Origin of the sequence: Streptomyces shenzhenensis, from assembly GCF_021462265.1 — a bacterium.
GTDB lineage: Bacteria > Actinomycetota > Actinomycetes > Streptomycetales > Streptomycetaceae > Streptomyces > Streptomyces shenzhenensis.
The window spans coordinates 1-21,406 of record NZ_JAJONF010000050.1; the positions used below are offsets into that span (position 1 = coordinate 1).

17 protein-coding genes and 1 pseudogene are annotated in these 21,406 nt (G+C 73.2%); 12 read left to right on the top strand and 6 right to left on the bottom strand.

Annotated elements, in window-relative coordinates:
• Window positions 1–70: 70 nt before the first annotated feature.
• A complete protein-coding gene (locus tag LQ326_RS39280; RefSeq protein ID WP_234543867.1) occupies window positions 71–1,018 on the bottom strand; it encodes an LAETG motif-containing sortase-dependent surface protein in 948 nt (315 codons plus the stop codon).
• A 336-nt stretch (window positions 1,019–1,354) separates the two neighbouring features.
• On the opposite strand from LQ326_RS39280, the gene LQ326_RS39285 reads away from it, so the two are divergent.
• Window positions 1,355–3,001 carry a glycoside hydrolase family 13 protein gene (locus LQ326_RS39285; protein WP_234543868.1) on the top strand — a complete coding sequence of 549 codons (1,647 nt, stop codon included), beginning with the start codon at window positions 1,355–1,357 and terminating at the stop codon, window positions 2,999–3,001.
• Window positions 3,002–3,007: 6 nt separating this feature from the next.
• On the opposite strand, the gene LQ326_RS39290 is transcribed toward LQ326_RS39285, so the two are convergent.
• On the bottom strand, window positions 3,008–3,826 hold the full coding sequence (locus tag LQ326_RS39290) for a DUF4142 domain-containing protein (protein WP_234543920.1): 819 nt from the start codon (window positions 3,824–3,826) through the stop codon (window positions 3,008–3,010).
• 249 nt (window positions 3,827–4,075) lie between these two features.
• On the opposite strand from LQ326_RS39290, the gene LQ326_RS39295 reads away from it, so the two are divergent.
• From LQ326_RS39295 to LQ326_RS39315, 5 genes are all read left to right on the top strand, one after another.
• Window positions 4,076–4,795, top strand: coding sequence for a DUF6445 family protein (locus LQ326_RS39295; RefSeq protein ID WP_234543869.1), 720 nt, complete (start codon window positions 4,076–4,078; stop codon window positions 4,793–4,795).
• Window positions 4,796–4,935: 140 nt separating this feature from the next.
• On the top strand, window positions 4,936–5,682 hold the full coding sequence (locus LQ326_RS39300) for a DUF4232 domain-containing protein (RefSeq protein ID WP_234543870.1): 747 nt from the start codon (window positions 4,936–4,938) through the stop codon (window positions 5,680–5,682).
• Window positions 5,683–5,926: 244 nt separating this feature from the next.
• Window positions 5,927–6,595, top strand: coding sequence for a hypothetical protein (locus tag LQ326_RS39305; RefSeq protein WP_234543871.1), 669 nt, complete (start codon window positions 5,927–5,929; stop codon window positions 6,593–6,595).
• 114 nt (window positions 6,596–6,709) lie between these two features.
• Window positions 6,710–7,375: an SDR family NAD(P)-dependent oxidoreductase gene (locus LQ326_RS39310; protein ID WP_234543872.1), complete on the top strand. Its 666-nt coding sequence runs from the start codon at window positions 6,710–6,712 to the stop codon at window positions 7,373–7,375.
• Window positions 7,376–7,509: 134 nt separating this feature from the next.
• A complete protein-coding gene (locus LQ326_RS39315; RefSeq protein ID WP_234543873.1) occupies window positions 7,510–8,445 on the top strand; it encodes an MIP/aquaporin family protein in 936 nt (311 codons plus the stop codon).
• Between the two features lie 138 nt (window positions 8,446–8,583).
• Here the strand turns inward: LQ326_RS39315 and LQ326_RS39320 are convergent.
• Window positions 8,584–8,862 (bottom strand): annotated as a pseudogene (locus tag LQ326_RS39320) (AraC family transcriptional regulator); the annotation flags it as partial.
• A 144-nt stretch (window positions 8,863–9,006) separates the two neighbouring features.
• Here LQ326_RS39320 and LQ326_RS39325 point away from each other — a divergent pair.
• The 3 genes from LQ326_RS39325 (at window position 9,007) to LQ326_RS39335 (ending at window position 11,663) form a co-directional block, all read left to right on the top strand.
• The gene (locus LQ326_RS39325) at window positions 9,007–9,324 is read left to right on the top strand and encodes a putative quinol monooxygenase (protein WP_234543874.1); all 318 of its coding nucleotides are present in this window, start codon (window positions 9,007–9,009) and stop codon (window positions 9,322–9,324) included.
• 62 nt (window positions 9,325–9,386) lie between these two features.
• On the top strand, window positions 9,387–10,379 hold the full coding sequence (locus LQ326_RS39330) for an alpha/beta hydrolase (protein ID WP_234543875.1): 993 nt from the start codon (window positions 9,387–9,389) through the stop codon (window positions 10,377–10,379).
• Window positions 10,380–10,427: 48 nt separating this feature from the next.
• The gene (locus LQ326_RS39335) at window positions 10,428–11,663 is read left to right on the top strand and encodes an amidohydrolase (protein WP_234543876.1); all 1,236 of its coding nucleotides are present in this window, start codon (window positions 10,428–10,430) and stop codon (window positions 11,661–11,663) included.
• Between the two features lie 72 nt (window positions 11,664–11,735).
• Here the strand turns inward: LQ326_RS39335 and LQ326_RS39340 are convergent, their stop codons facing one another.
• Window positions 11,736–14,468 (bottom strand): helix-turn-helix transcriptional regulator, encoded by a 2,733-nt coding sequence (locus LQ326_RS39340; RefSeq protein ID WP_234543877.1) that lies wholly within the window; start codon window positions 14,466–14,468, stop codon window positions 11,736–11,738.
• Window positions 14,469–14,981: 513 nt separating this feature from the next.
• Between LQ326_RS39340 and LQ326_RS39345 the strand changes: the two genes are divergently transcribed.
• From LQ326_RS39345 to LQ326_RS39355, 3 genes are all read left to right on the top strand, one after another.
• A complete protein-coding gene (locus LQ326_RS39345) occupies window positions 14,982–15,590 on the top strand; it encodes a helix-turn-helix transcriptional regulator (RefSeq protein ID WP_234543878.1) in 609 nt (202 codons plus the stop codon).
• Between the two features lie 135 nt (window positions 15,591–15,725).
• The gene (locus tag LQ326_RS39350) at window positions 15,726–16,385 is read left to right on the top strand and encodes a Pvc16 family protein (protein WP_234543879.1); all 660 of its coding nucleotides are present in this window, start codon (window positions 15,726–15,728) and stop codon (window positions 16,383–16,385) included.
• On the top strand, window positions 16,382–18,346 hold the full coding sequence (locus LQ326_RS39355) for an ATP-binding protein (protein ID WP_234543880.1): 1,965 nt from the start codon (window positions 16,382–16,384) through the stop codon (window positions 18,344–18,346). Before LQ326_RS39350 ends, LQ326_RS39355 begins: the two co-directional genes overlap by 4 nt.
• Window positions 18,347–18,461: 115 nt before the next feature.
• Here the strand turns inward: LQ326_RS39355 and LQ326_RS39360 are convergent, their stop codons facing one another.
• Window positions 18,462–19,907, bottom strand: coding sequence for an RICIN domain-containing protein (locus LQ326_RS39360; RefSeq protein WP_234543881.1), 1,446 nt, complete (start codon window positions 19,905–19,907; stop codon window positions 18,462–18,464).
• Complete coding sequence (locus LQ326_RS39365) at window positions 19,904–21,328, bottom strand: hydrolase (protein WP_234543882.1); 1,425 nt, start codon at window positions 21,326–21,328, stop codon at window positions 19,904–19,906. Before LQ326_RS39365 ends, LQ326_RS39360 begins: the two co-directional genes overlap by 4 nt.
• Window positions 21,329–21,406 lie beyond the last annotated feature (78 nt).

The window sequence follows — 21,406 nt, forward strand, 5'->3', positions numbered from 1 at the left end:
GTCCACGACGGCCGGGGCGCACGCGGGTGCCCGACGGGTCCCGCCGGGCACCCGACGGGACCCCGAGGGGTCAGGCGCGGGTCGTCCTGCGGCGCCGGGTCGCGACGACGATCGCGCCGCCACCGGCCAGCAGCAGGGCCGCGCCGCCGGCGATGTAACCGGTGCTGGAGCTGGCGCCGGTGTGCGCGAGGTCGCCGCCACCGCCGGAGTTCGTGCTGGGGGCCGACGCCGGGGAGGTCGTCGACTTGGAGGGGGTGGGCGACGCGTCGGCCGTGGCGGTCACCGTGCTCTCCGAGGGCGCCGGGGTGGTGGTCTCCGCGGCCGGCGGGGTGGACGCCTCGGCCGGGGTCGACTCCGAGGCGGAGGGCGACGGGGACGGCGAGGACGACTCGGTCGCCGAGCAGTCCTTCGTACCGCCGTTCCAGGACGCGATCAGCTTGTCCTTGATGACCGGGTGGTCCGGGCCGGCCGGCAGGTCACCGTGGTCGAAGCCGTCTTTCGCGTCCTTGTTCCCGTCGAACTTCGTCGCGCCCCGGTAGAGGTCGATCTGCGCGAAGCAGCCGGCGTCCGGGACCGCGATGTCGAGGGAGTCGGTCTGGCCCTGCTTGACCGTCACCGAGTCGAAGTCGACGAAGATCTGCAGGCCCGAGGTGGCGAAGGACGAGCCGTGGGCGATGTAGGAGGCGAGCGACGCGGTGCAGGAAGCGGCGTCGGCGGCGGCGCGGACCTTGATGTGGACCTTGCCGTCGTCGGTGACCTTCAGGTTCTGGTCGTCGACCTTCACGGAGTCGAAGAAGTCCGAGCCGTCGATCGAGAACTGGCACTTGTCGGTGCCGGTCTCCGTGCCGGCGCCGGTGCCGGGGCTGTAGTGGCCGCCCGACTTCCAGCCGTCACCGCCGGGGGTGCCGTGCGCCCACGCGCCGGACGCGCCGGCGACGGAGGCGGCACACAGGGCGAACGACGCGACGCCCGTCCCCAGCAGGCGACGCGCGGTGACATGTCTGGCTATGGAAGACATGGATATCCCATCCGTGGGGTGCTCATCTCTCGCCGCCCGGTGATGCCCGTGGCGAGCAGCGGGCGGGCGGTGGAAAGGCAGCGGAAAGCGAAGAAACACCGGGCCCGTTGGTCACATGCGCCACAGTGTGCGGCCCATGGTGGTTGGCCTTGCCGAACCCTGTCAACCTGCCTTGGAGCAGGGCTTGTTCGGGGATCATCACAACTCCCTCACACAGGGAACGATCCGCTCCGGGCGGTGTGAAGTTTCGCTTTCTCGGCAATATGGACAGAATTCCTTTCGGTGTTTCTCCGTCCGATCGGCGGCTGTCCGTCCGAAAGTCCGAAAGGAACGCGCGTGGTCGACCTCTCCTCCAGGAATCCCGACTGGTGGCGTCAGGCGGTGATCTACCAGGTGTATCCGCGCAGCTTCGCCGACGCGGACGGCGACGGGCTCGGTGACCTCAGGGGCATCACCGAGCGGCTCTCCCATCTGGTCGCGCTCGGCGTGGACGCCCTGTGGCTCAGCCCGTTCTACCCGTCGGAGCTCGCCGACGGCGGCTACGACGTCGCCGACCACCGGAACGTCGACCCGCGCCTGGGCACCCTGGACGACTTCGACGCGATGGTCGCCGAGGCGCACCGGCTGGGCCTGAAGGTGATCGTGGACATCGTCCCGAACCACACCTCGCACCTGCACCTCTGGTTCCGGGAGGCGCTGCTGTCCGGCCCCGGCTCCGCGGCCCGGGAACGCTTCGTCTTCCGGCCCGGCCGCGGTGCGCACGGTGAACTCCCGCCCTCCGACTGGCAGTCGGTGTTCGGCGGCAGCGCCTGGCGCCGGGTCCCGGACGGCGAGTGGTACCTGCATCTCTTCGCCCCCGAGCAGCCCGACCTGAACTGGGAGCACGAGGAGGTCCGCGCCGACTTCCGCGCCACCCTGCGCTTCTGGTCCGACCGGGGCGTGGACGGCTTCCGCGTCGACGTGGCGCACGCCCTGATGAAGGACCTCGCCGAACCGCTGCGGGACGTGGCGGAGTTCGGCGCGGTCGGCGAGGAGGCGCTGGAGCGGGTCCCGCCCGGCACCCACCCCTACTGGGACCGTGACGAGGTGCACGAGATCTACCGCGACTGGCGCAAGATCTTCGACAGTTACAGCCCGCCCCGCACCGCTGTCGCCGAGGCCTGGGTGCCGAACGCCAGGCGCACCCTGTACGCCCGCCCGGACGGGCTCGGCCAGGCCTTCAACTTCGAGTACCTGCAGACCCCTTGGGACGCCGAGGCGCTCCGCGAGGTCATCACGGGATCGCTCGCCGCCGCCCACGCGGCCGGCGCCTCGGCCACCTGGGTGCTCTCCAACCACGACGTCGTACGGCACGCCTCCCGGCTGATGCTCCCGCCGGGCACGGACGAGAACGCCTGGCTGCTGTCCGGCGGCCGTACGCCGCCCGTCGACGACGCCCCCGGTCTCAGGCGGGCCCGCGCCGCCACCCTCCTCATGCTCGCGCTGCCCGGCTCGGCGTACGTCTACCAGGGCGAGGAACTCGGTCTGCCGGAGGCCGCCGGCCTGCCCGTCACCGTCCTCCAGGACCCGATCTGGGAGCAGACCGGCCATGCCCGCAAGGGCCGCGACGGCTGCCGGGTGCCGCTGCCGTGGACGGCGGAGGGTCCGTCGTACGGCTTCGGGGCCGGCGGTTCCTGGCTGCCGCAGCCGGAGTGGTTCGGGTCGTACGCCGTCGAGGTCCAGGCCGGTACGGCGGGCTCCACCCTGGAGCTCTACCGCACCGCCCTGCGGCTGCGCCGCAAGCTGGTCGAGGGCGAGACGCTGACCTGGGCCGAGGCGCCCGCGGGAGCGCTGCACTTCGCCCGGACGGAGGGCTGGCGGTGTGTCACGAACGTGTCGGACGCGCCCGTGCCGCTGCCGCCGGGCGAGGTACTGCTGGCGAGCGTGCCGTTGCCGCACGACGGCACGCTGCCGTCCGACACCACGGTGTGGCTGGGCGCCTGACGCGACTCAGCCGGCGGGGGCGGCGCCCGGGGTCACGTTCACCGCGGTGGTCTGGGTGCCGGTCCCGGTGCCTGTGCCGGTACCCGTTCCCGTCCCGGTGCCTGTGCCCGTACCGGTACCCGTCCCGCCGCCGTTCTCGCCCGGCAGCGCGGGCGGGCTGGTCGTGCTGTTGACCGGCGGGGTGAGGACGACCTGGGGCTGGCCCGCGGCCGGGGGCGGCGGGGTCAGGTCGGTGGCGGGCAGCTTCGGCGCGGTCGTCTCCTGGAAGAGGACCGAGGGGAAGTCGACCAGGCCGGTCTGCTCCATCACCGTGATGTGGTCGAGGACCGTGGCGTTGGCCTGGTCGGCCAGGATCCGCACCAGGGTGTTCTGGGTCGTCGAGCGGATCTTCGCGATCGTGTTGAAGATCGAACCGTGCGTCACCCGCAGGATGTTGGCGAAGTCGGTGTCGAACTTCTTGCCGCTGTCCGCGGACAGGGTGTTGACGAACCCCTGCTGCTGCGGGGAGGCCTGGTCCGGGATGGCGATGTTGAGCATCGGCGCGATCTTGCGGCAGGTGGCGTCGAGCGCCGCGTGGCCGTCGATCAGGTGCTTGCTCGCCGTGATGACCGCCGGGGACTGGCCCTTCTTCAGACCGAGCTGGCCCACGGGGTACTCCCACAGTCCGGCCGCCCGCACCTTCACCACGAAGTCCCGGTCGCCCTCGGTCAGGGGCCCCCACTGGGTGTTGGCGATGACGCGGGTGGCTGAACTGGAGGTGGTGTTCACGCCGAGCATGCTCGGGTAGGCGAGTGCCGCCAGAGTGAAGCTCAGGGCTCCGCCCACAAGGAGCGTTCCCGTCGCGTTCCGCGAAAAGCGCACCAATGCCTCCTGGCCGATCGGGGGTCCCGCGCGGGCGGGGTCGGTTCGCAGGGAAGTACGGAAGGGAGAGCGCCGGAAACCTTTTGATTTGGTAAAGAGCTTGTGAGGTCCGGTTCACCCCGGCGTGCCGACTTCCCATGTCTTGGCCAGGAGAGGGTGATGGTTTCCTCTGATCAGAGTGGTCATGACAAAGTCGCGGGCAGGCTTCGCCGCATGCCCCCACAGTCATCCCCCCGGGTCCCCCGGCTGCCAAACGGAGCGGCCCCGCGCGGCCCCGCCGCGCTCCCCGTCCTGCCCTACCGCAAGCCCACCAAGGGCCGCGACTACTGGGTGTTCGACGACGTCCTGCCGGACGTGGACGCCGTACGGGAGCGGTGCCTGGCCAAGGACGACTGGGTCCGGGGCTACCCGTACACCTCGGAGACCTGGCCCGGTCTGCGCGCCATGCCCGGCCTGCAACCCGCCGAACTCGCCGTCGTGGAGGAGCTGGTGAGGAAGGCGACCGGGGCCGCGAGACTGTGGGTGCAGCAGGCGCCGGGCGGCGGCACGCTCAACCACAACTGTGTGCAGGTGGTCGGCGAGGGCGAGAGCGAGCCGCGGCCGCACACCGACTCGCGGGCACTGTGCCGGTACGCGGCGGTGCTGTACCTCAACCCCGGGGTGGCCAAGGACTGCGGCACCGCGTTCTACCGCCAGTCGCTGCCCGGCGGCCGGCTCGGCGGCAACATCGTGCAGGCCCCGCACAACAACCTCGTCGAGGCGCTCGGCACGCGGTTCGTCCCGGGCGACCACTTCGAGGAGGACGTCCGCGTCCCGCACAGGTACAACCGGCTGCTCCTCTACAACGCCAACCTGGTGCACAGCGCGACCGGTTACGCCGGCCGGACGCTGGAGGAGAAGCGGATGACGGCGGTGTTCTTCTGGATGGCGTGAGCGGGCGTCTGTAACGGCGCGTGTGACACGACCACGACGGGCCCGTGACGGCGATCTCCGAACTTCCCTTCCAGGGGCCGCATCGAATGGGGTGTCCGGCAGAGAGCCGGGGAGACCGACCGCCACCACTGGGGGACCCCATGTCGAAGCTTCGCAACCGTCGTACGAACGCCCGCCGTACCGCCCTCGCCACGACCGGCGCCGCCGCGCTGCTGGCCCTGCTGACCGCGTGCAACGGCACCGCGAGCGGTTCCGTCAGCGCCGACGGCGGTACGGCGGCCCCGGCCGCCGGCGACTCCACGGCGGCCGCCGGCTCGACGGGCGGCTCGGGCAGCGGTTCCTCCGGCAGCGGTTCCTCCAACGGGGGCTCCGCCAGCGGGGGCTCCTCCGGCACGGGCACCAGCTCGGGCTCGTCCGCCACCGGCGGTTCGTCGGCTTCCGGGGGCAGTTCCTCGGGCGGTTCCTCCGCCACCGGCTCGGTGGCCGCCTGCCAGGCCTCCCAGCTCGGCTACTCCTGGGCCGACCCGGGCAGCGGCACCGGCCAGCAGAAGCACGCGGTCGTGGCGTTCACCAACAAGAGCGGCCACTCCTGCACGATGTACGGCTTCCCGGGCGTCGACCTGGTCAACAGCGGTCAGCAGTGGTCGCTCCAGCGCACGAACGCCACCCCGCGGCGGGTCACCCTGGCGAGCGGCGCCTCCGCCAACGTCACGATCACCTTCCTGGTGCCGGCGCAGGACGACTCCGCCACGTTCACGCCGACCACGGTCGTCGTCACCGCGCCGAACCAGCGCACGTCGTACGACCTGCCCTGGCACGGCGGTGCCGTGGTGCTCCAGGACGGCGCCACCCACCCGGGCACGTACGTCGGCCCGGTCGGCGAGTGACCGCGGGCCCCTCGGTTCACTCCGCGGCGCGCGGGCGCGCAGCGGGCGGACGGCGGCCGGGCGGGCTCCGTGCGCGGCGTGCGCCGCAGCCACCTGTGACACCGGCTACGGGGGTGCCCCGGGACCCGGCGCCGGAGCGGCGCCGGGAAGACCGCGGGAGCACGGCACGGATCCGCTCGCCGTGGCGGCGCCCGCCCCCGGCCAGCGATAATCGCCCCATGGCACCCTCCTCGGCGGCAGCCGCGTGAACGTCACCCACCTGCACCGCCGCCTGCTGCCCGATCTGCTGTCGGTCGGGGCCGGGTACCCCCTGGCGCTGACCGGCGACTACGCGGCCCAGGCGCACGGCCTGTTCGACCGCCCCGGCCGGACCGTGGACGCGGCCACGCAGAGCCCGGAGCCCCTGCGGGCCATCGCCGAGACGGTCGCGGCCGGCCTCCGGGAACGCGGCTGGCGTGTCGTCGTCCGCGAGACGGACCCCCTCTCCGCGCAGCTCATCGTCACCGAGGCGGTCTCGGAGGAGGACGCCGAGGTCAACCTCCTCAAGGAGGCCCTCTGGCACCCGCCGGTCCGGACCGGACTCGGCCTGGCCCTCGCCCTCGACGACGTGGTCGGCATGCGCGTGTGGGCCCTGACGGACCGCGGCCTGCCCCGCGACCTCCTGATCGTGCACGCCGCCGCCGACCGCTGGACCCTCCCCGACCTCGAAGACCTCGGCCGCCGGCACGCCCGCGACACCTTCGACCTCACCGACCTGCAGTCCCGCCTCACCGGCACGGACTGGATCGACGACCGGGAGTTCGCCGCCTGCGGCCTGGACGACGAGGCCGTCACCGCTCTGCGCCGGTGGGCCCAGTCCTGGGCGGACGACATCGCGGAACGCCTGATCGAGGCCCAGCCACCGCAGGACTGACACCTGGCGGGGTGCGGTGAAGGGCCGCGCCGGCGTGCACGTGTGAAGTGGCGGGGCGCGCGGTACGCACCTAGGTGCAGGCGTGCCGTGCCGTGTCAGCCGTCGGGAGTCGTCGTGAGCAGTGTTGCCATCGTGGGGGCCGGGCCCGGGCTGGGAGCCGCTGTCGCCCGGCGGTTCGGGCGGGAAGGGTACGCGGTCGCGCTCCTGGCGCGGGACGGGGAGCGGCTCGCGGCGCTGGCCGGGGAGCTCGCCGGAGAAGGGGTGCGCGCTCGCGGGTACAGCGCCGACGTCAGGGATCCGCTCGCCCTCGCGGCGGCGCTGGCGCGGGCCGCCGAGGAACTCGGGACCGTCGAGGTCCTGCAGTACAGCCCCGTACCGCAGCGGGACTTCATGCGGCCCGTCCTGGAGACCACCCACGCGGACCTGCTCGGGCCGGTCGAGTTCTCGGTCTACGGGCCCGTCGCCGCCGTGCAGCAGGTGCTGCCGGGGATGCGGGAGCTGGGGCGGGGGACGATCCTGTTCGTCAACGGCGGTACGGCGGTCATCCCGCACCCGGACCGGGCCGGGACCTCCATCGCCTTCGCCGCCGAGAGCGCGTACGGGCATCTGCTGCACGACCGGCTCGCGGGCGAGGGGATCCATGTGGCGCAGCTGGTCATTCCGGGGGCCATCGTGGCCGGGCACCCCCGCAAGGATCCCGCCGTGCTCGCCGACAGGCTGTGGGGGATGCACCGCGACCGGCACGGGTTCCGGCACTACGCCGACGACCTGGAGAGCTGACGGCCTGCCCCGATATGCGCATAGGGGTCGATATGCGCATAGGGGTCGATCTGCGTGAACATCATGTATGGGACAAAATGGTGTTGGCCTGATTGCTCCTCGAAGGGAGCCAGGGATGGCTAAGGGGGCCAGCGATGGCTGTGGAAGTATCTCCTCTCCTCAAGCCCTCCAAGCTCAGAAGCCGTGGAGGCCTGCTCGGTGAGTGCCTGGCAGAGTTCCTGGGGACGTTCGTCCTCGTTTCCTTCGGGTGCGGTGTCGTGGCGATGGCCGTCGCGGCGCTGCCCGGGTCCGGGCGCGCGGAGACGCCCACGACCATCTTCCTCGCCGCCGGTGACTGGCTCCTGATCGCCTGGGGCTGGGCCCTGGCCGTGACCTTCGGCATCTATGTGGCGGGCGGCGTCAGCGGCGCCCATCTGAACCCGGCGGTGACGCTGGCGTTCGCCGCGCGCCGCAAGTTCCCCTGGGTGAAGGTGGTGCCCTACTGGGTGTCCCAGGTGCTCGGCGCGCTCGCCGGAGCCGCCCTCGTCTACCTCGTCTACCGCGACGCGATCAACGCGTTCGACGCGGCCTCGAAGCCACCCAAGGTCGGCGGGCACACCGAGGCCACCTTCTCGATCTTCGCCACCTTCCCGGCGCCGTACTTCCACGGTGGGACCTGGGGGCCGCTGATCGACCAGATCGTCGGTACGGCCTTCCTCGTCATGTTCGTCGTCGCGGTCATCGACCTGCGCAACACGGCCGTGGGGTCCAACCTCGGCCCGTTCGTCATCGGCCTCGCCGTCGCGGCCATCGGCATGTCCTACGGCGCGAACGCCGGCTACGCCATCAACCCCGCCCGCGACTTCGGACCGCGGCTGCTCACCTGGTTCGCCGGGTGGAAGAGCTACGCGTTCCCGGGGAACGGGGCGTGGTTCAGCGGGTACTGGTGGATCCCCATCGTCGGTCCGCTGGTCGGCGGCGTGATCGGGGTGCTGGTCTACGACCTGTTCATCGGCGACATCCTGCACGCGCGGCTCAAGCTGGGCGAGTTGCCGGAACCGGGCCGCACCCGCCCGACCGCCGACGGCTGACGGTCACGGCTCCTGCGGCGGCTCCGCCCAGGAGCCGGGCCACACCGCCTCGGCGGCATCGCTCTCGCCGGTGAGCGGGCCCTGCCCGCCGAACCCGTCGTCCGTGGCCCGTTTCGCGACCGTCGCGTACGGCGCCGGGCCGGCTGCCGGGCGGAATTCATCGACTTGGCGGAACTGCCCGGTCACCGGCAGGTCGACGGACGCGACCAGGTACTGCCCGGGGCCGTACTCGTAGACCCGCTCGCCGAGGGCGAGGCGTTTGCCGCCCTGGGCGATCACGGCGAGCACCGTGCCGGACGTGGCGGGCGCCGGTGGCTCCGCCCGGTCGACCTTCGAGATCAGGACGCCGTCGACGGCGGTGGTCCAGTCGGGGCGGGCGTGCCGGTCCAGCAGGGTGCGGAGCTCATCGAGAGGCATGCCTCCATTGCCGCATTGTCCCCGGTCATTACTCCCGAAGCTGCGAGGATCGTGCAAGTCCGGGCCACTATCGTTCTAACGTTTTCGCAGGTCAGAGCGGTTGAATGGAATCACTCCACTCCACCACCTGGAAGGAAGAACGTCGTGATCGCGACCTATGGCTTCAACGCCGTCCTGACCGCCGCGCCCGGAGCGGCCGACGAGCTCGTCGACCTGCTGCTCACCGGCCTGGACGAGGGCAGTCCCGGCGCGAGCGAACACTGCGTCGTCTACCTCGTCTCCCGTTCCGCCTCCGACCCCGACGTCGTGCACGTCACCGAGGGCTGGACCAGCGAGGAGGACCACCACCGGGTCTTCGCCGGGGACGCGGCCCAGGCCATCGTGGCGCGGATCGCCCCGCTGCTGGCCGGGGAGCCCGAGTACACCGACTACGTCCCGGTCCGCGGCAAGGCCGCCTTCTGACCTCCCCGCACCACCCGAGACACCCCGGACAGGTTCCGAGACACCCCTGAAAGGCGACGATCATGACCACCGCCCGCCCCGGACTGGACCCCGAGCTGCGTGAGCTGCTGGCCGGCATGCCCCTCATGTCCGAGCTCACCGAGGACCTCCTCGAGCAGGTGCGCCCGTACTCCTCCACCCCCCTGGAGCCGCTGCTGGCCCACCGCGACGTCGACCGGCGCGAGATCACGGTGCCCGCCGAGGACGGCACCCCGATCCCGCTGACGGTCCTCAGCCCCGTACGCCCTGAGAACTCCCGCGGCCACGGGCCCACCGGCGCACCGTGCGTCTACTGGGTGCACGGCGGCGGGATGGTCATGGGCGACCGCTTCTCGCAGCTCGACATCCCGCTGGAGTGGCTGGACGAGCTCGGCGCCGTGGTGGTGTCCGTGGACTACCGGCTGGCACCCGAGGCCACCGGCACCACCCTGGTCGACGACTGCTACCAGGGCCTGCTCTGGGTCGCCGGACACGCCGCCGAACTGGGCGTCGACCCCGAGCGGATCGTGGTCGCGGGCGCCAGCGCGGGCGGTGGACTCGCGGCCGGCGTCACCCTGCTGGCCCGTGACCTCGGCACCCCCGCCCTCGCCGGGCAGGTGCTGATCGGCCCCATGCTCGACCACCGCGACAGCACCACGTCCAGCCGCCAGTACACCGGGGTGCCCGGCGTCTGGACGGGTGAGATGAACGCCTTCGGGTGGCGCTGTGTCCTCGCCGGCCTCCCCGACGGCGAGGTGCCCGCGTACGTCTCGCCCGCGCTGGCCGACGACCTCTCGGGCCTGCCGGCCACCTATGTCGACACCGGCTCCGCCGAGGTCTTCCGCGACGAGGACACCGACTACGCCGTCCGTATCTGGGCGGCCGGCGGCCAGGCCGAGCTCCATGTCTGGGCGGGCGGCTGCCACGGGTTCGACGCCCTGTACCCGCAGGCGGAGATCTCCGCCACGGCCCGCCGGACCCGCACCGAATGGCTGGCCAGACTGCTGCGGACTCGACGGTCACCGCTCGCGTCGTGATCCTGGACCCGACGGGTCGACACCCCATCCACTCCTGGAGACGACGCCATGACCACCAGCCCCCTCCTGACCGGCCTGAGCGAGCGGCTGCCCGCGCTGCGGGCGCTGTACGAGGACCTGCACGCGCATCCGGAGCTGTCCTTCCAGGAGGAGCGGACCGCGTCCGTGGCCGCGGGGCGGCTGCGGGAGCAGGGCTGGGAGGTCGCCGAGGGGGTGGGCGGCACCGGGGTGGTCGGGGTGCTGGCCAACGGGGAGGGGCCCGTCGTCCTGCTGCGGGCCGACATGGACGCGCTGCCGGTGCGGGAGGAGACCGGGCTGCCGTACGCCTCCACGAACGACGGGGTGATGCACGCCTGCGGGCACGACATGCACGTCACCTGGCTGCTGGGGGCGACCGGGCAGCTGGCGGCCCGGCGGGAGGGCTGGCACGGCACGGTCGTCGCCGTGTTCCAGCCGGCCGAGGAGGTCGGCGGGGCGCCGAGGATGCTCGCGGACCGGTTCGCGGAGCGGTTCCCGCGGCCGCAGGTGTGCCTGGCGCAGCATGTGGCGGCGGCGCCCGCCGGGCTGGTCGGGACCCGGGCGGGGGCGCTGATGGCGGGCGCGGACAGTCTGCGGGTCACCCTGTTCGGCCGGGGTGGCCACGGCTCCACGCCGGAGGCGACCGTCGACCCGGTGGTGCTGGCCGCGGCCGTGGTGATGCGGCTGCAGACGGTCGTCTCCCGGGAGGTGGCCGCCGGCCAGCAGGCCGTCGTCACGGTCGGCTCGATCCACGGCGGGACCAAGGACAACATCATCCCGGACACCGTCGAGCTGGAACTCAACGTCCGCTCCACCACCCCGGCCGTACGGGAGCGGGTGCTGACGGCGATCGAGCGGATCATACGGGCCGAGGCGGCTGCCTCCGGCGCTCCCAAGGAGCCGGAGATCGTCCCCGTCGACTCCTTCCCGGTCACCCACAACGACCCCGCCGCGACCGAGGCGGTACAGACCGCCCAGGCCGCCGAATTCCCCGGCCTCACCTTCGAGTTGACCTCACCCGTCCCCAACAGCGAGGACTTCGGCGCCTTCGGCACGGCACTGGACGCGCCGTCGGTCTTCTGGTTCGTCGGCGGCGCCGACCACGCCCTCTACGAGGGCGTCGACCTGGAGGCCCTGATCCACGACGGCATCCCCGCGCAGATCCCCTCCAACCACTCCCCGCGCTTCGCCCCCGTCCCCGACCCGACCATCGAGACGGGCGTACGGGCCCTGCTCGCGGCGGCGGCCCACTGGCTCGCCCCCTGACCCGCCCGGCGCGGCACGCCCGCCGCCGGTGAGCGGAAGCCGACCGGAGCGGGTGCCGGCCGGGCCGGTCCGCTACGGGCGGGGGGCGGGCTGCTCCAGGGCCGGACGCAGGTCCGTGCGGCGGCGGATCCCCAGCTTGCGGTAGGCGTGCGTGAGGTGGGTCTCCACGGTGCGGCGGGCCAGATGGAGCAGGGCCGCGATCTCCACGTTCGTGCGGCCCTCGGCGGCGAGTTCGGCGATCCGCCGCTCGCTGCCGGTGAGGGAGGCGGCGCCCGTGCGCCGTCGGGGGGAGCGGGCGCCGCCCTTCCGCAGGATCTGCTCGGTCAGCTCCAGGAGCCTTGCGGCGCCCAGCCGTTCGGCGTGCTCGGCGGCCTCCCGCAGGCAGTCGCGGGCGCGGGCCGCCTCACCGGCGGCGGTCAGCCGGCGGCCCAGCGCGATCAGGGCCAGCGCCGGCTCGGTACCGGCCGGGCCGCAGTCCCGCAGCAGCCCGACGGCCTCCTCGGTGAGCTCCAGGCCGCGGCGGCCGCCGATCGCCGTGCCGAGGACGCGCAGCGCCCGGCCGACCGTGCGCGGGGTGCCCCAGACCCGGGCCAGCCGCAGCTCCTCCTCGGCCAGGGCGACGGCCTCCAGCGGGCGGTCCAGGGCCAGCCGGCACTCGGCGGCGGCCGTCCGCCAGGGGGTGACCACCGGGCTGATCACCTCACGGGCCGTCTGGCGGCGGCCGCACTCCAGGAAGTCGTGCAGCGCGGCCGCCGGGTCACCGGTGGCGGCCCGCACCACGCCCCGCGCGAACAGGAACCGGTTCAGCTCCCAGGAGTCCGGTGCCTCCCGCAGGTCGATCCCGGCGACCAGGTCCGCGGCCTGTGCGCCGCGGCCGGTCTCCACGAGCGCGATCAGCGTGTGCGCGTGGGCGTTGGTGGGGGCGACCGGGCCGGGGACGGCGGCCAGGCGGGCGTAGTCGGCGCGCGCCCCGGCGATGTCCGTACGGCAGTTGAGCAGGGCCTGGTGCATGGGGTGCAGCAGGTCGGGGCGCTGCCCGGCCAGGCCCCGGTCCACCAGCCGGTCGGCCTCGTCGAGTTCGTCGGCCCACTGGGCGACCGTGGCCGCCGTGCCGACGAGGAACGGCTCGGTGAGCGGGTCGGCGGGCTCGGCGAGCAGGGTGCGCAGCCGCCGCATGGCGTCCCGGGCCGAGGTGAGGCCCGCGGAGGCCGCGTGCCGCACCAGCAGGGCCTGGCCGGCCGTGCCGACCAGCTCCGGGGAGCGGTCGGCGGTCTCGGACAGCCGCCGGTAGACCTCCTGGCGTACCTCCTGGTCCTCGTCGGACAGGAGCACCGAGGCGGTGTGCAGGGTGCGGACCAGGTCGGGGTGGCCGTCCAGTTCGCCGTCCACGGAACGCAGCAGCTCGACGGCCTTGCGAGTGCGGCCCCGGCCGGTCAGCGCGGTGCCCAGGGCGACGGCGGCGCGCACCCGGTCCTGCGGGGCGGCCGGCATCCGGACCGCCTCGGCGAGCCGCGGGATCGCGGCGGTGGAGCGGGGCGCCGCGTACTCCAGGGAACCGAGCTCGGTCAGCAGCCGCTGCCGGCGGTCGTCGGGGAGGGGCTCCTCCAGGGCGCGGCGCAGATAGGCGACGGCGTCCTCCGCGCGGTCCTCGTAGAGGGCGACGGCGGCCGCGTCCTGGAGCAGCGCCACCGCCCAGGGGGCGTCCACCGGGCCGGTCGCGAGCAGGTGGCCGGCCACGGCCTCGGCGGGGGCGTCCTGGCGCAGCATCGCCTCGGCGATCGCCCGGTGTGCGGTGCGGCGGCGGGCGGCGGGGACGCCGGTGAGGATCGCGTCGCGCAGCAGGGGATGCGGGAAGTGCGGGCGGCCGTCGGCACCGAGGGTGAGCATGCCGAGGCTGGTCATGGCGGTGAGCCAGCCGGCCACCCGGATGGGGTCGGCGTCGGCGAGTTCGGCGAGGAGCGGGGTGATCTCGTTCTCCGGCAGGCCGGTGCCGGGCGCTTCCTCCAGGACGGCGAGGGCGCGGGCCACCTCGGTGGTGGCCGGTCCCGCACTGTCCAGCCACCACTGGACGGCGGCCGGGTACGCGCCCGGGTAGAGGGCGGCGGTCGTCTCGGGCACGTCTCGGTGGCGGCTCTCGTCGAGGTCGTCGAGGAGGGCCTCCAGCAGCAGGGGGCTGCCGGCGGCGGCCTGCACACAGGCGTCGGTCCACAACGGGGACGCGGCGGGGAACCTGGCGCGTACGCGGGCGGCGGCGGCCGCGGGGGCGAGGGGAGTGAACGTGTGGGTCCGCACGAGTGCCGGCGGCAGGGTGTGGGCGAAGCCGGGAGCGGGCGGATCGAGGTCGTACTGGCTGCGTTCGCTGACGACGAGGAGGATCGGTAAGCGGTCTATGTGCCGGGCGGACTCCACGAGCCAGCGGCGCGAGGGGGCGTCGGCGAGGTGGACGTCGTCCACGGCGACGAGCAGGGGCGAGTCCTCGGCGTAGCCGCGCAGCACCCGCCAGAGCCCGGCGGCGGTGGCGCGCTCGTCCCCGTCCACCGCGAGGTCGGCGAACTCGGGGACCGGGCCGAGGAGGTGCAGGACGGTCGCGAAGGAGATGGCGGTGTCGCCGGGCGAGCAACGAGCGCGCAGGACCTTCAGACCGAGCGCGGCCGCCTGCTCGGCCGCGGCCTCCAGGACGGTGGTGCGTCCGGTCCCGGTGGCCCCCCGCAGCAGCACGAGCCGACCGCCACCGGTTCGCGTGCGCTCGGCCTCCTCGGCCAACAGGTGGATGGCGGCGGCGAGTTCAGGGGACGGACGGGTCATGCCTGGCTCCTCGCGGTGCGCTGGTGGGTCTGAGGGGTTAGAGCGGGTGGGGGTGGGAGAGGTTGTGAGAGGCGGGGGCGGACGGTGGGTTTGTTGCGGGGGCGGCACATTTGATACGGGGCTGTGGAGGTGGGGCGGGGGGTGCCTGGGGCGGTGGGTTCCCTGCGGGCCGGTGGGGGTTGCTCGCGCAGTTCCCCGCGCCCCTTTTCGGGTGGGACCAGTGGACCCACCTTCTTGGGGGCGCGGGGCCGCATCGGATATGCGGCTGCCGCCGCGTGGGCGCGACCAGCCACCACGCACCCGCGGGGGCCCACCACCCCAGGCACCCCCCACCCGGCCCCCGAACATCTCGTGGTCCTTGTCGTGGTGGTCCACGATTGTTTTTGCCCCTTCGGCCACAGCAGGCTGGTCACTCACGTCCGTCACTGTTTCCCGCAGGGGTGACGGGCACGTGGACATAGGGGAAAGCGATTGGTCGGCAACAACCCATTCGCAGCCGTCGGCCGTACGCCCGTGGCGGTGTACGCACCCGATCCGATCTCCCGGGAGGGCGCGCTCAGCCAGTTGCGGCGCCACCCAGAGGTCGAGGTGCGCGATGAGTCCGAGACCGGGCCCGGCACGGTGGCGCTGCTCATCTGTGACAGCCTCGACGAACCGGAACTGACCCGGCTGCGCCGGGTGGTGCGCAGCGAGGGGGCGCGGGCCGTACTCGTGGTCGGGACGCTGCGCGAGAGCGAGTTGCTCGATGTGATCGAGTGCGGGGTCGGGGCCATCGTATGGCGCCACGAGGCCACCGAACTCCGGCTCGTGCAGGCCGTGCTCGCGGCCGCCCGGGGCGACGGCGACCTGCCGGCCGACCTGCTCGGCCGGCTCATCAACCAGGTCGGCACCCTGCACCGCAGCGCCGCCGGCCGTCCGGGCGCCCCGGCCGCCGGGCTGTCCGCCCGTGAGGTGGACGTACTGCGACTGGTCGCCGAGGGACTCGACACCGGGGAGATCGCCAGCAAGCTGTCCTACTCCGAACGCACCGTCAAGAACGTCATGCACGGGCTGACCACCCGACTGCATCTGCGTAACCGGGCCCACGCTGTGGCCCATGCCCTCCGGGAAGGCTACATCTGACCGATCGGGCAGCGGGCACCGGTTCCGGGGCAGGCCGGTCTGCCCGGCCGTGCCTGCGGGAGCGGTGGGGGCGAAGGGCAGGATGGACGTGAGTGCCGAGGGGTCCGCGCGGGGCCATGGGGTGGTGAGTACGGCGTGATCCACGAGGTGGACCAGGTGCTGCGGAACCTGCTGACCGGTGGTGCGCTGGCGGGCTCCGGCATCGAGGTCTCCTTCGACGCCCCGACCCGCGACTGGTCGGCCCGCCGCAACGGACCGGTGATCAACAGCTATCTGTACGACATCCGGGAGGACGTCAATCGGCGCCAGCGCGGGCACATCGACGTCCGGGACGAGCGGGACGTCGTGGTCAAGCGCCGCCAGCCGCCCCGGTGGTTCCGGCTGTCGTACCTGGTGACGGCGTGGACCAAGCGGCCCGAGGACGAGCACCGGCTGATCAGCGCCGTGCTCGCGACGCTGATCCCCCGTGAGCTGATCCATCCGTCCGAACTGCCGGGCTCCCTGGGCAACCTGGGGCTGACGATCCCCCTCTCGTGCGCCGGCATCCAGACCGAGGCCCGCTCCCTCGCCGAGATCTGGTCGGCGCTCGGCGGTGAGCTCAAGCCGTCCCTGGACGTCGTGATCACGGCGCCGTTCCCGGCCTACCCCGAGTACGACGCCGGTCCGCCGGTCACCGAGGGCGCCGCCGTGCGCGTACGCGACGGGCTGGACGATGCCGCGCCGGTGCTGGAGGAGCGGGCCCACCGGCCCGGCCAGGTCGCCGAGGCCGCGGCCGCCCGGAGGGACCGGGCGTGACCCTGGACGTCTCCCTGGAGCCGGCCGCCGCGCTCCTCGTCCGGCTGTCCGCGCTGCGCGACCGGGCCGCCGCCCTCGTCGCCCACCGCTCGGCCGACGACCCGACGGCCGCCGACCCGCTGCGCGGCCTCTACCTCTCCGAGGAAGCGGTACTGCACCTGCTGCACCCGCCCTCCGGACCGGCGGAACTCCCCTCTCTGGCAGGGGACTTCACCGACCCGCTCGCCGACCTCGCGGCCCGGCTGCGCCTCACCGGCCTGGACACCGCCCTCCTCCTCATCGCCCTCGCCCCCGACCTCGACCGCACCTTCGAGCCGCTGTACGGCTACCTCAACGACGACGTCGGCCGCCGCCGCGCCACCGTCGGCCTCGCCCTCGACCTGTACGGCGCCCCCGCGCACCTCGCCGTGGCCCGCGCCCGCTTCCATCCCACCGCCCCGCTCACCGCGCTCGGCCTGCTCACCGTCGAGGAGCCCGAACGCCCCTTCCTCAGCCGCTCGTTGCGCGTCCCCGACCGGGTCCTGGCGCACCTGCTCGGCGACGACACCCCGGACCCGGCGCTGACCGGATGCCTGCGGGAGCCGTCGTACGACAGCGAAATCGCCGACGCGGAGTTCGTGCGCCGGCTGGCCGCGCGGATCGCCGCCGGGCCGCTCGTCGTCTTCCTGCGGGAGCGGCGGGAGGGCGAGGGCCTCGGCTGTGCCACGGCCGCGCTGCGGCTCGCGGGGCGGGCGGCGCTGCACTACACCGGGCCCGAGGAGCGGATCCCCGAGCTGCTGCGGGAGGCCCGGCTGAGCGGCCGCGCGGTACTCGTCGACAGTGAGCAACCGGGTCCGTTCCTGCGGGCGTTGGGAACCGCAGTCACGGACGTCACCGTGCTGGTCACGGCCGCGCGCCCCTACGACCCCCAGTGGTGCGACCACCGCGACCCGCTGGTCCTGGAGGTGCCGTCCCGGCGTGCCGCCGCCCTGGACGCCTGGGCGGCCGTCCTGCCCGCCGACCCGGGCTTCGACCTCGCGGCCACCATCGCCCCGTACCACCTCGGTGGCGAGCGCCTCACCCGGGCGGCCCGCGCCGCGCAGGCCCTCGCCGCCTTCGACGGCACCCCGCTCACCGCCGCCCACCTGCGGCTGGGCGCCCGCCAGCAGTCCGCCTCCGGCCTGGAACAGCACGCCCGCCGGATCCGGCCCGCCGTCGACTGGCGGGACCTGGTGCTGCCCGAACGGCCGCTCACGGAGCTGCGCGAACTGGCGCTGCGCGCCCGGCACCGTGACCGGGTGCTCGGCGACTGGCGGCTGAGCGCGGGCGGCGGCAGGGGACGCGGGGTGCTGGGACTGTTCGCGGGCGAGTCGGGCACCGGCAAGACCCTGTCCGCGGAGGTGGTGGCCGCCGAACTGGGCCTGGACCTCTACGTCGTGCAGCTCTCCTCCGTCGTCGACAAGTACGTCGGCGAGACCGAGAAGAACCTCGAACGCATCTTCACCGAGGCCGACCGCACCGACGCCGTGCTGCTCTTCGACGAGGCCGACGCCGTCTTCGGCCGGCGCTCCGAGGTCAAGGACGCCCACGACCGGTACGCCAACCTGGAGTCGGCCTACCTCCTCCAGCGTCTGGAGGCCTTCGACGGCATCGCGCTGCTCACCACCAACCTGCGCGCCAACATCGACGAGGCCTTCACCCGCCGCCTCGACCTGGTGATCGACTTCCCGTTCCCGGACGAGGAACAGCGGCTGGCCCTGTGGCGGCACGGCCTGGCGCACGTCCCCAGCGAGGAGGGCATCGAACTACGCCCGCTGGCACGGGACTTCGAACTGTCCGGCGGCGCGATCCGCAGCGCGGTGGTCACCGCCGCCTACCTCGCCGCCGCCCGCGACCGGCCCCTCACCGCGGCCGACCTCCTGGAAGGCGCCCGCCGCGAGTACCGCAAGGCGGGCCGCCTGGTGCCGGGGACCTGGGCGTGAGCGTCGTGCGGGAGCGCCGGAAGGGGGGTGTGCGCCGTCGTTTGTCTGCCGCTCCGTCGTGGCTGGTCGCGCAGTTCCCCGCGCCCCTGACGGGGCGCTTCCCCTGACGGGGCGGTCAGTCCCCGGACGGGTGCACGATCTGCCACTCCTGGTCGTCCGTGTTCGAGCAGTAGTACAGGGTCAGGTTCGTGTCGTTGCCGCCGGTGCTGAAGCCCGCGACGTCCAGGCAGAGGTTGTCGCTGGCGAAGTTGCGGATCCAGTAGGCGCCGCTGGGCTGCTTGTCGACCCACCACAGCTGGTTGTCGGCCTTCGTGCCGTCGCACTTGTACTCGGTGATCGGCGAGGACAGCTTGGCCGAACCGTAGCCGGGCAGGTCCATGCACAACTGGTCCTTGACGTTGCGGATCTGGAAGAGCGCGGCCGAGCCGGGGCCGCCCTTCGGGTACCGCACCTCCAGGTTCCACAGCTGGTTGTCGTGGGCCGTCTCGTCGCAGGTGTACTCCCGTACCGGCCCGTCGCTGGTGCCGTCGCCGTAGCCGGGGAGGTCCGCGCACTTCTTGGTGGTCGTGTTGCGGAGCAGGATGTCCGTCGCGGGGACCACCGGCTTCGCGGCCTTCTTCTTCGTCGCATGAGGGGCCGGCCGGGACTGGCCGCCGCCTCCGCCCGCCCGGGTGCCGGACGAGCCGCTGCCGTCGTTCGCAGGCTGCTGCTCCACGGGGGTCGGCGAGGGCGCCGGTGCCGCGACCAGGGGCGGGCTCGCCGAGGGGCTGGGCGCGATGCTGCTCACCCCGGCCTCCTGGACCTGTTCCTGGGCGAGACTTCCGACCCGGGGTTTGTAGTTGAACCAGATCAACGCGAAGGTGACGGCGAGGGCCAGCAGGGTGCCGAAGAGGGTGGCGAGCCAGCGGGGCAGGAAGCCGCGCTGGATGTAGGTGCCGTCCACAGGCTGTGGACGGACGCCCGACCGCTGGACGGTGAGGGCGTAGGGCCGCTGCTCCCTGGACCCGAACCAGATGATCTTCCGGGGCTTGAGGGTGGCCTTGACGAAGGCGGCGCGGCCCGGTTCGATCTGGACGTTGCTGGGGCGCAGGTCGTAGGCGAGCTGGTCGCCGTTGTCGCTGCCGCTGACCGAGGCCGTCAGCCTGGTGTTGCCGAGGTTGTCGATGGCCAGCTTCGGGCGGCCCCGGAAACGGCCCTTGACGATGGGCGGGACCAGCTCGGCGCGCAGCTCGGTGAAGGGCGTGATGGTGAGGTTGCCCTCGGGGACGGTGACGGCCTCGGGGTGCTCGGTGGGCGTGATGCGGACCGCGTAGGGGTTGGGGCCGGCCGTCGCGTCGGGGGTGCGGGGCGGCGCGAAGGTGAGCTCGACGGTGCCCGTGGTGCCCGGATACAGGCGGAGCGTCTGCGGCTCGACGGTCGTCCAGGGCGCGACGGGGCCCACCGGTTCGAAGCGGTACTCGTCGACGAGGTCACCGGTGTTGCGCAGCCGCAGCCGTACCCGGGTCGAAGCGCCCGGGTCGACGGTCGCGGAGGTGGGCTCCAGAGAGGTCCACAGGGTCACGGAGTCACCGTCAGCTTGAAGGCTTCGAGCCAGAGCGTGTTGTCGAGGGTGCCGGCGAAGTTCAGGTCGGGGCGGGCGCCCTTGCACCACGGGTCGCCCCAGTCGTGGTCGCGGACCTTGGCGTCGCTGCAGGCCTGGCCGTTGCCGACGTTGAAGGCGAAGCCCTCGATGTAGGGGTCGGACGCCTTCGTGCTGCCGATGTAGTTGTCCTTGCCGTCGGCGGTGATCGCCGTCCAGTTCGGGTTCCACCTGCCGTTCCCGTTGGTGGACTGGGGGTCGTAGACGAAGGCGTTCGCGGCCGAGCCCTGGACGCCGTACACCGCGATGTTGATGGACTTGATCGGCAGGTTCTTGCCGACGGTGCCCGCCATGGTGCCGTCGCAGACCGGCTTCTGCCAGCCGGAGCCCTGGACGTAGGCGCGGTAGCAGATGTGCCGCCCGGACGGGTCGTCGGCGGCGAGCCGGTTCACGGCGGTCGCCGCGGTGTCCTGCCTGGGCTTGGCGGTCACCGTGGCCGTGGCACCGCCACCGCCTCCCCCGCCGCCGTTGTTGTTCCCGGGGTTCGCGGCGGGCGCCGACGAGGGCGTCTCGCTGGGCGCGGGCGGCGGCGCCGGGGTGGTGGCCGGGCTGGGCGCGATACTGCTCACCCCGGCCTCCTGGGGCTGTTCCTGGGCGAGGCTCTGGACGTGGGGTCTGTAGTTGAACCAGATCAGGGCGAAGGTGACGGCGAGGGCCAGCAGGGTGCCGAAGAAGGTGGCCAGCCAGCGGGGCAGGAAGCCGCGCTGGAGGTACGTCCCGTCGACGGGCTCCGGCTTCAGCCCCGACCGCTGCACGGTGAGGCGGTACGGCCGCTGCTCCTTCGGCCCGAACCAGATGATCTTCCGGGGCTTCAGTGTCGCGTCGACGAAGGCGGCGCGGCCCGGTTCGATCTGGACGTTGCTGGGGCGCAGGTCGTAGGCGAGCTGGTCGCCGTTGTCGCTGCCGCTGACCGAGGCCGTCAGCCTGGTGTTGCCGAGGTTGTCGATGGCCAGCTTCGGGCGGCCCCGGAAACGGCCCTTGACGATGGGCGGGACCAGCTCGGCGCGCAGCTCGGTGAAGGGCGTGATGGTGAGGTTGCCCTCGGGGACGGTGACGGCCTCGGGGTGCTCGGTGGGCGTGATGCGGACCGCGTAGGGGTTCGGGCCGGCCGTCGCGTCCGGGGTGCGGGGCGGGGCGAAGGTCAGCTCCACCGTCCCGGTGGTCCCCGGATACAGGCGGAGCGTCTGCGGCTCGACGGTCGTCCAGGGCGCGATGGCGCCCACCGGTTCGAAGCGGTACTCGTCGACGACGTCACCGGTGTTGCGCAGCCGCAGACGGACACGGGTGGAGGACCCCGGGTCGACGGTCGCGGAGGCGGGTTCGAGGGAAGTCCAGAGGCTCACGTCGACACGTTACGGGCGGTGCGCGACGGTGTCGCAGGAACGAGGGCAGCTTCAAGTGCCCGAAGGAGCGGTCCTGTT

What these genes read in the sequence shown, in the direction of transcription:
- LQ326_RS39300 (WP_234543870.1), top strand. Translation starts at nt 4,936, where the DNA reads ATGTCGAAGCTTCGCAACCGTCGTACGAACGCCCGCCGTACCGCCCTC.
- LQ326_RS39335 (WP_234543876.1), top strand. Translation starts at nt 10,428, where the DNA reads ATGACCACCAGCCCCCTCCTGACCGGCCTGAGCGAGCGGCTGCCCGCG.
- LQ326_RS39330 (WP_234543875.1), top strand. Translation starts at nt 9,387, where the DNA reads ATGACCACCGCCCGCCCCGGACTGGACCCCGAGCTGCGTGAGCTGCTG.
- LQ326_RS39295 (WP_234543869.1), top strand. Translation starts at nt 4,076, where the DNA reads ATGCCCCCACAGTCATCCCCCCGGGTCCCCCGGCTGCCAAACGGAGCG.
- LQ326_RS39340 (WP_234543877.1), bottom strand. Translation starts at nt 14,468, where the DNA reads ATGACCCGTCCGTCCCCTGAACTCGCCGCCGCCATCCACCTGTTGGCC.
- LQ326_RS39280 (WP_234543867.1), bottom strand. Translation starts at nt 1,018, where the DNA reads ATGTCTTCCATAGCCAGACATGTCACCGCGCGTCGCCTGCTGGGGACG.
- LQ326_RS39315 (WP_234543873.1), top strand. Translation starts at nt 7,510, where the DNA reads ATGGCTGTGGAAGTATCTCCTCTCCTCAAGCCCTCCAAGCTCAGAAGC.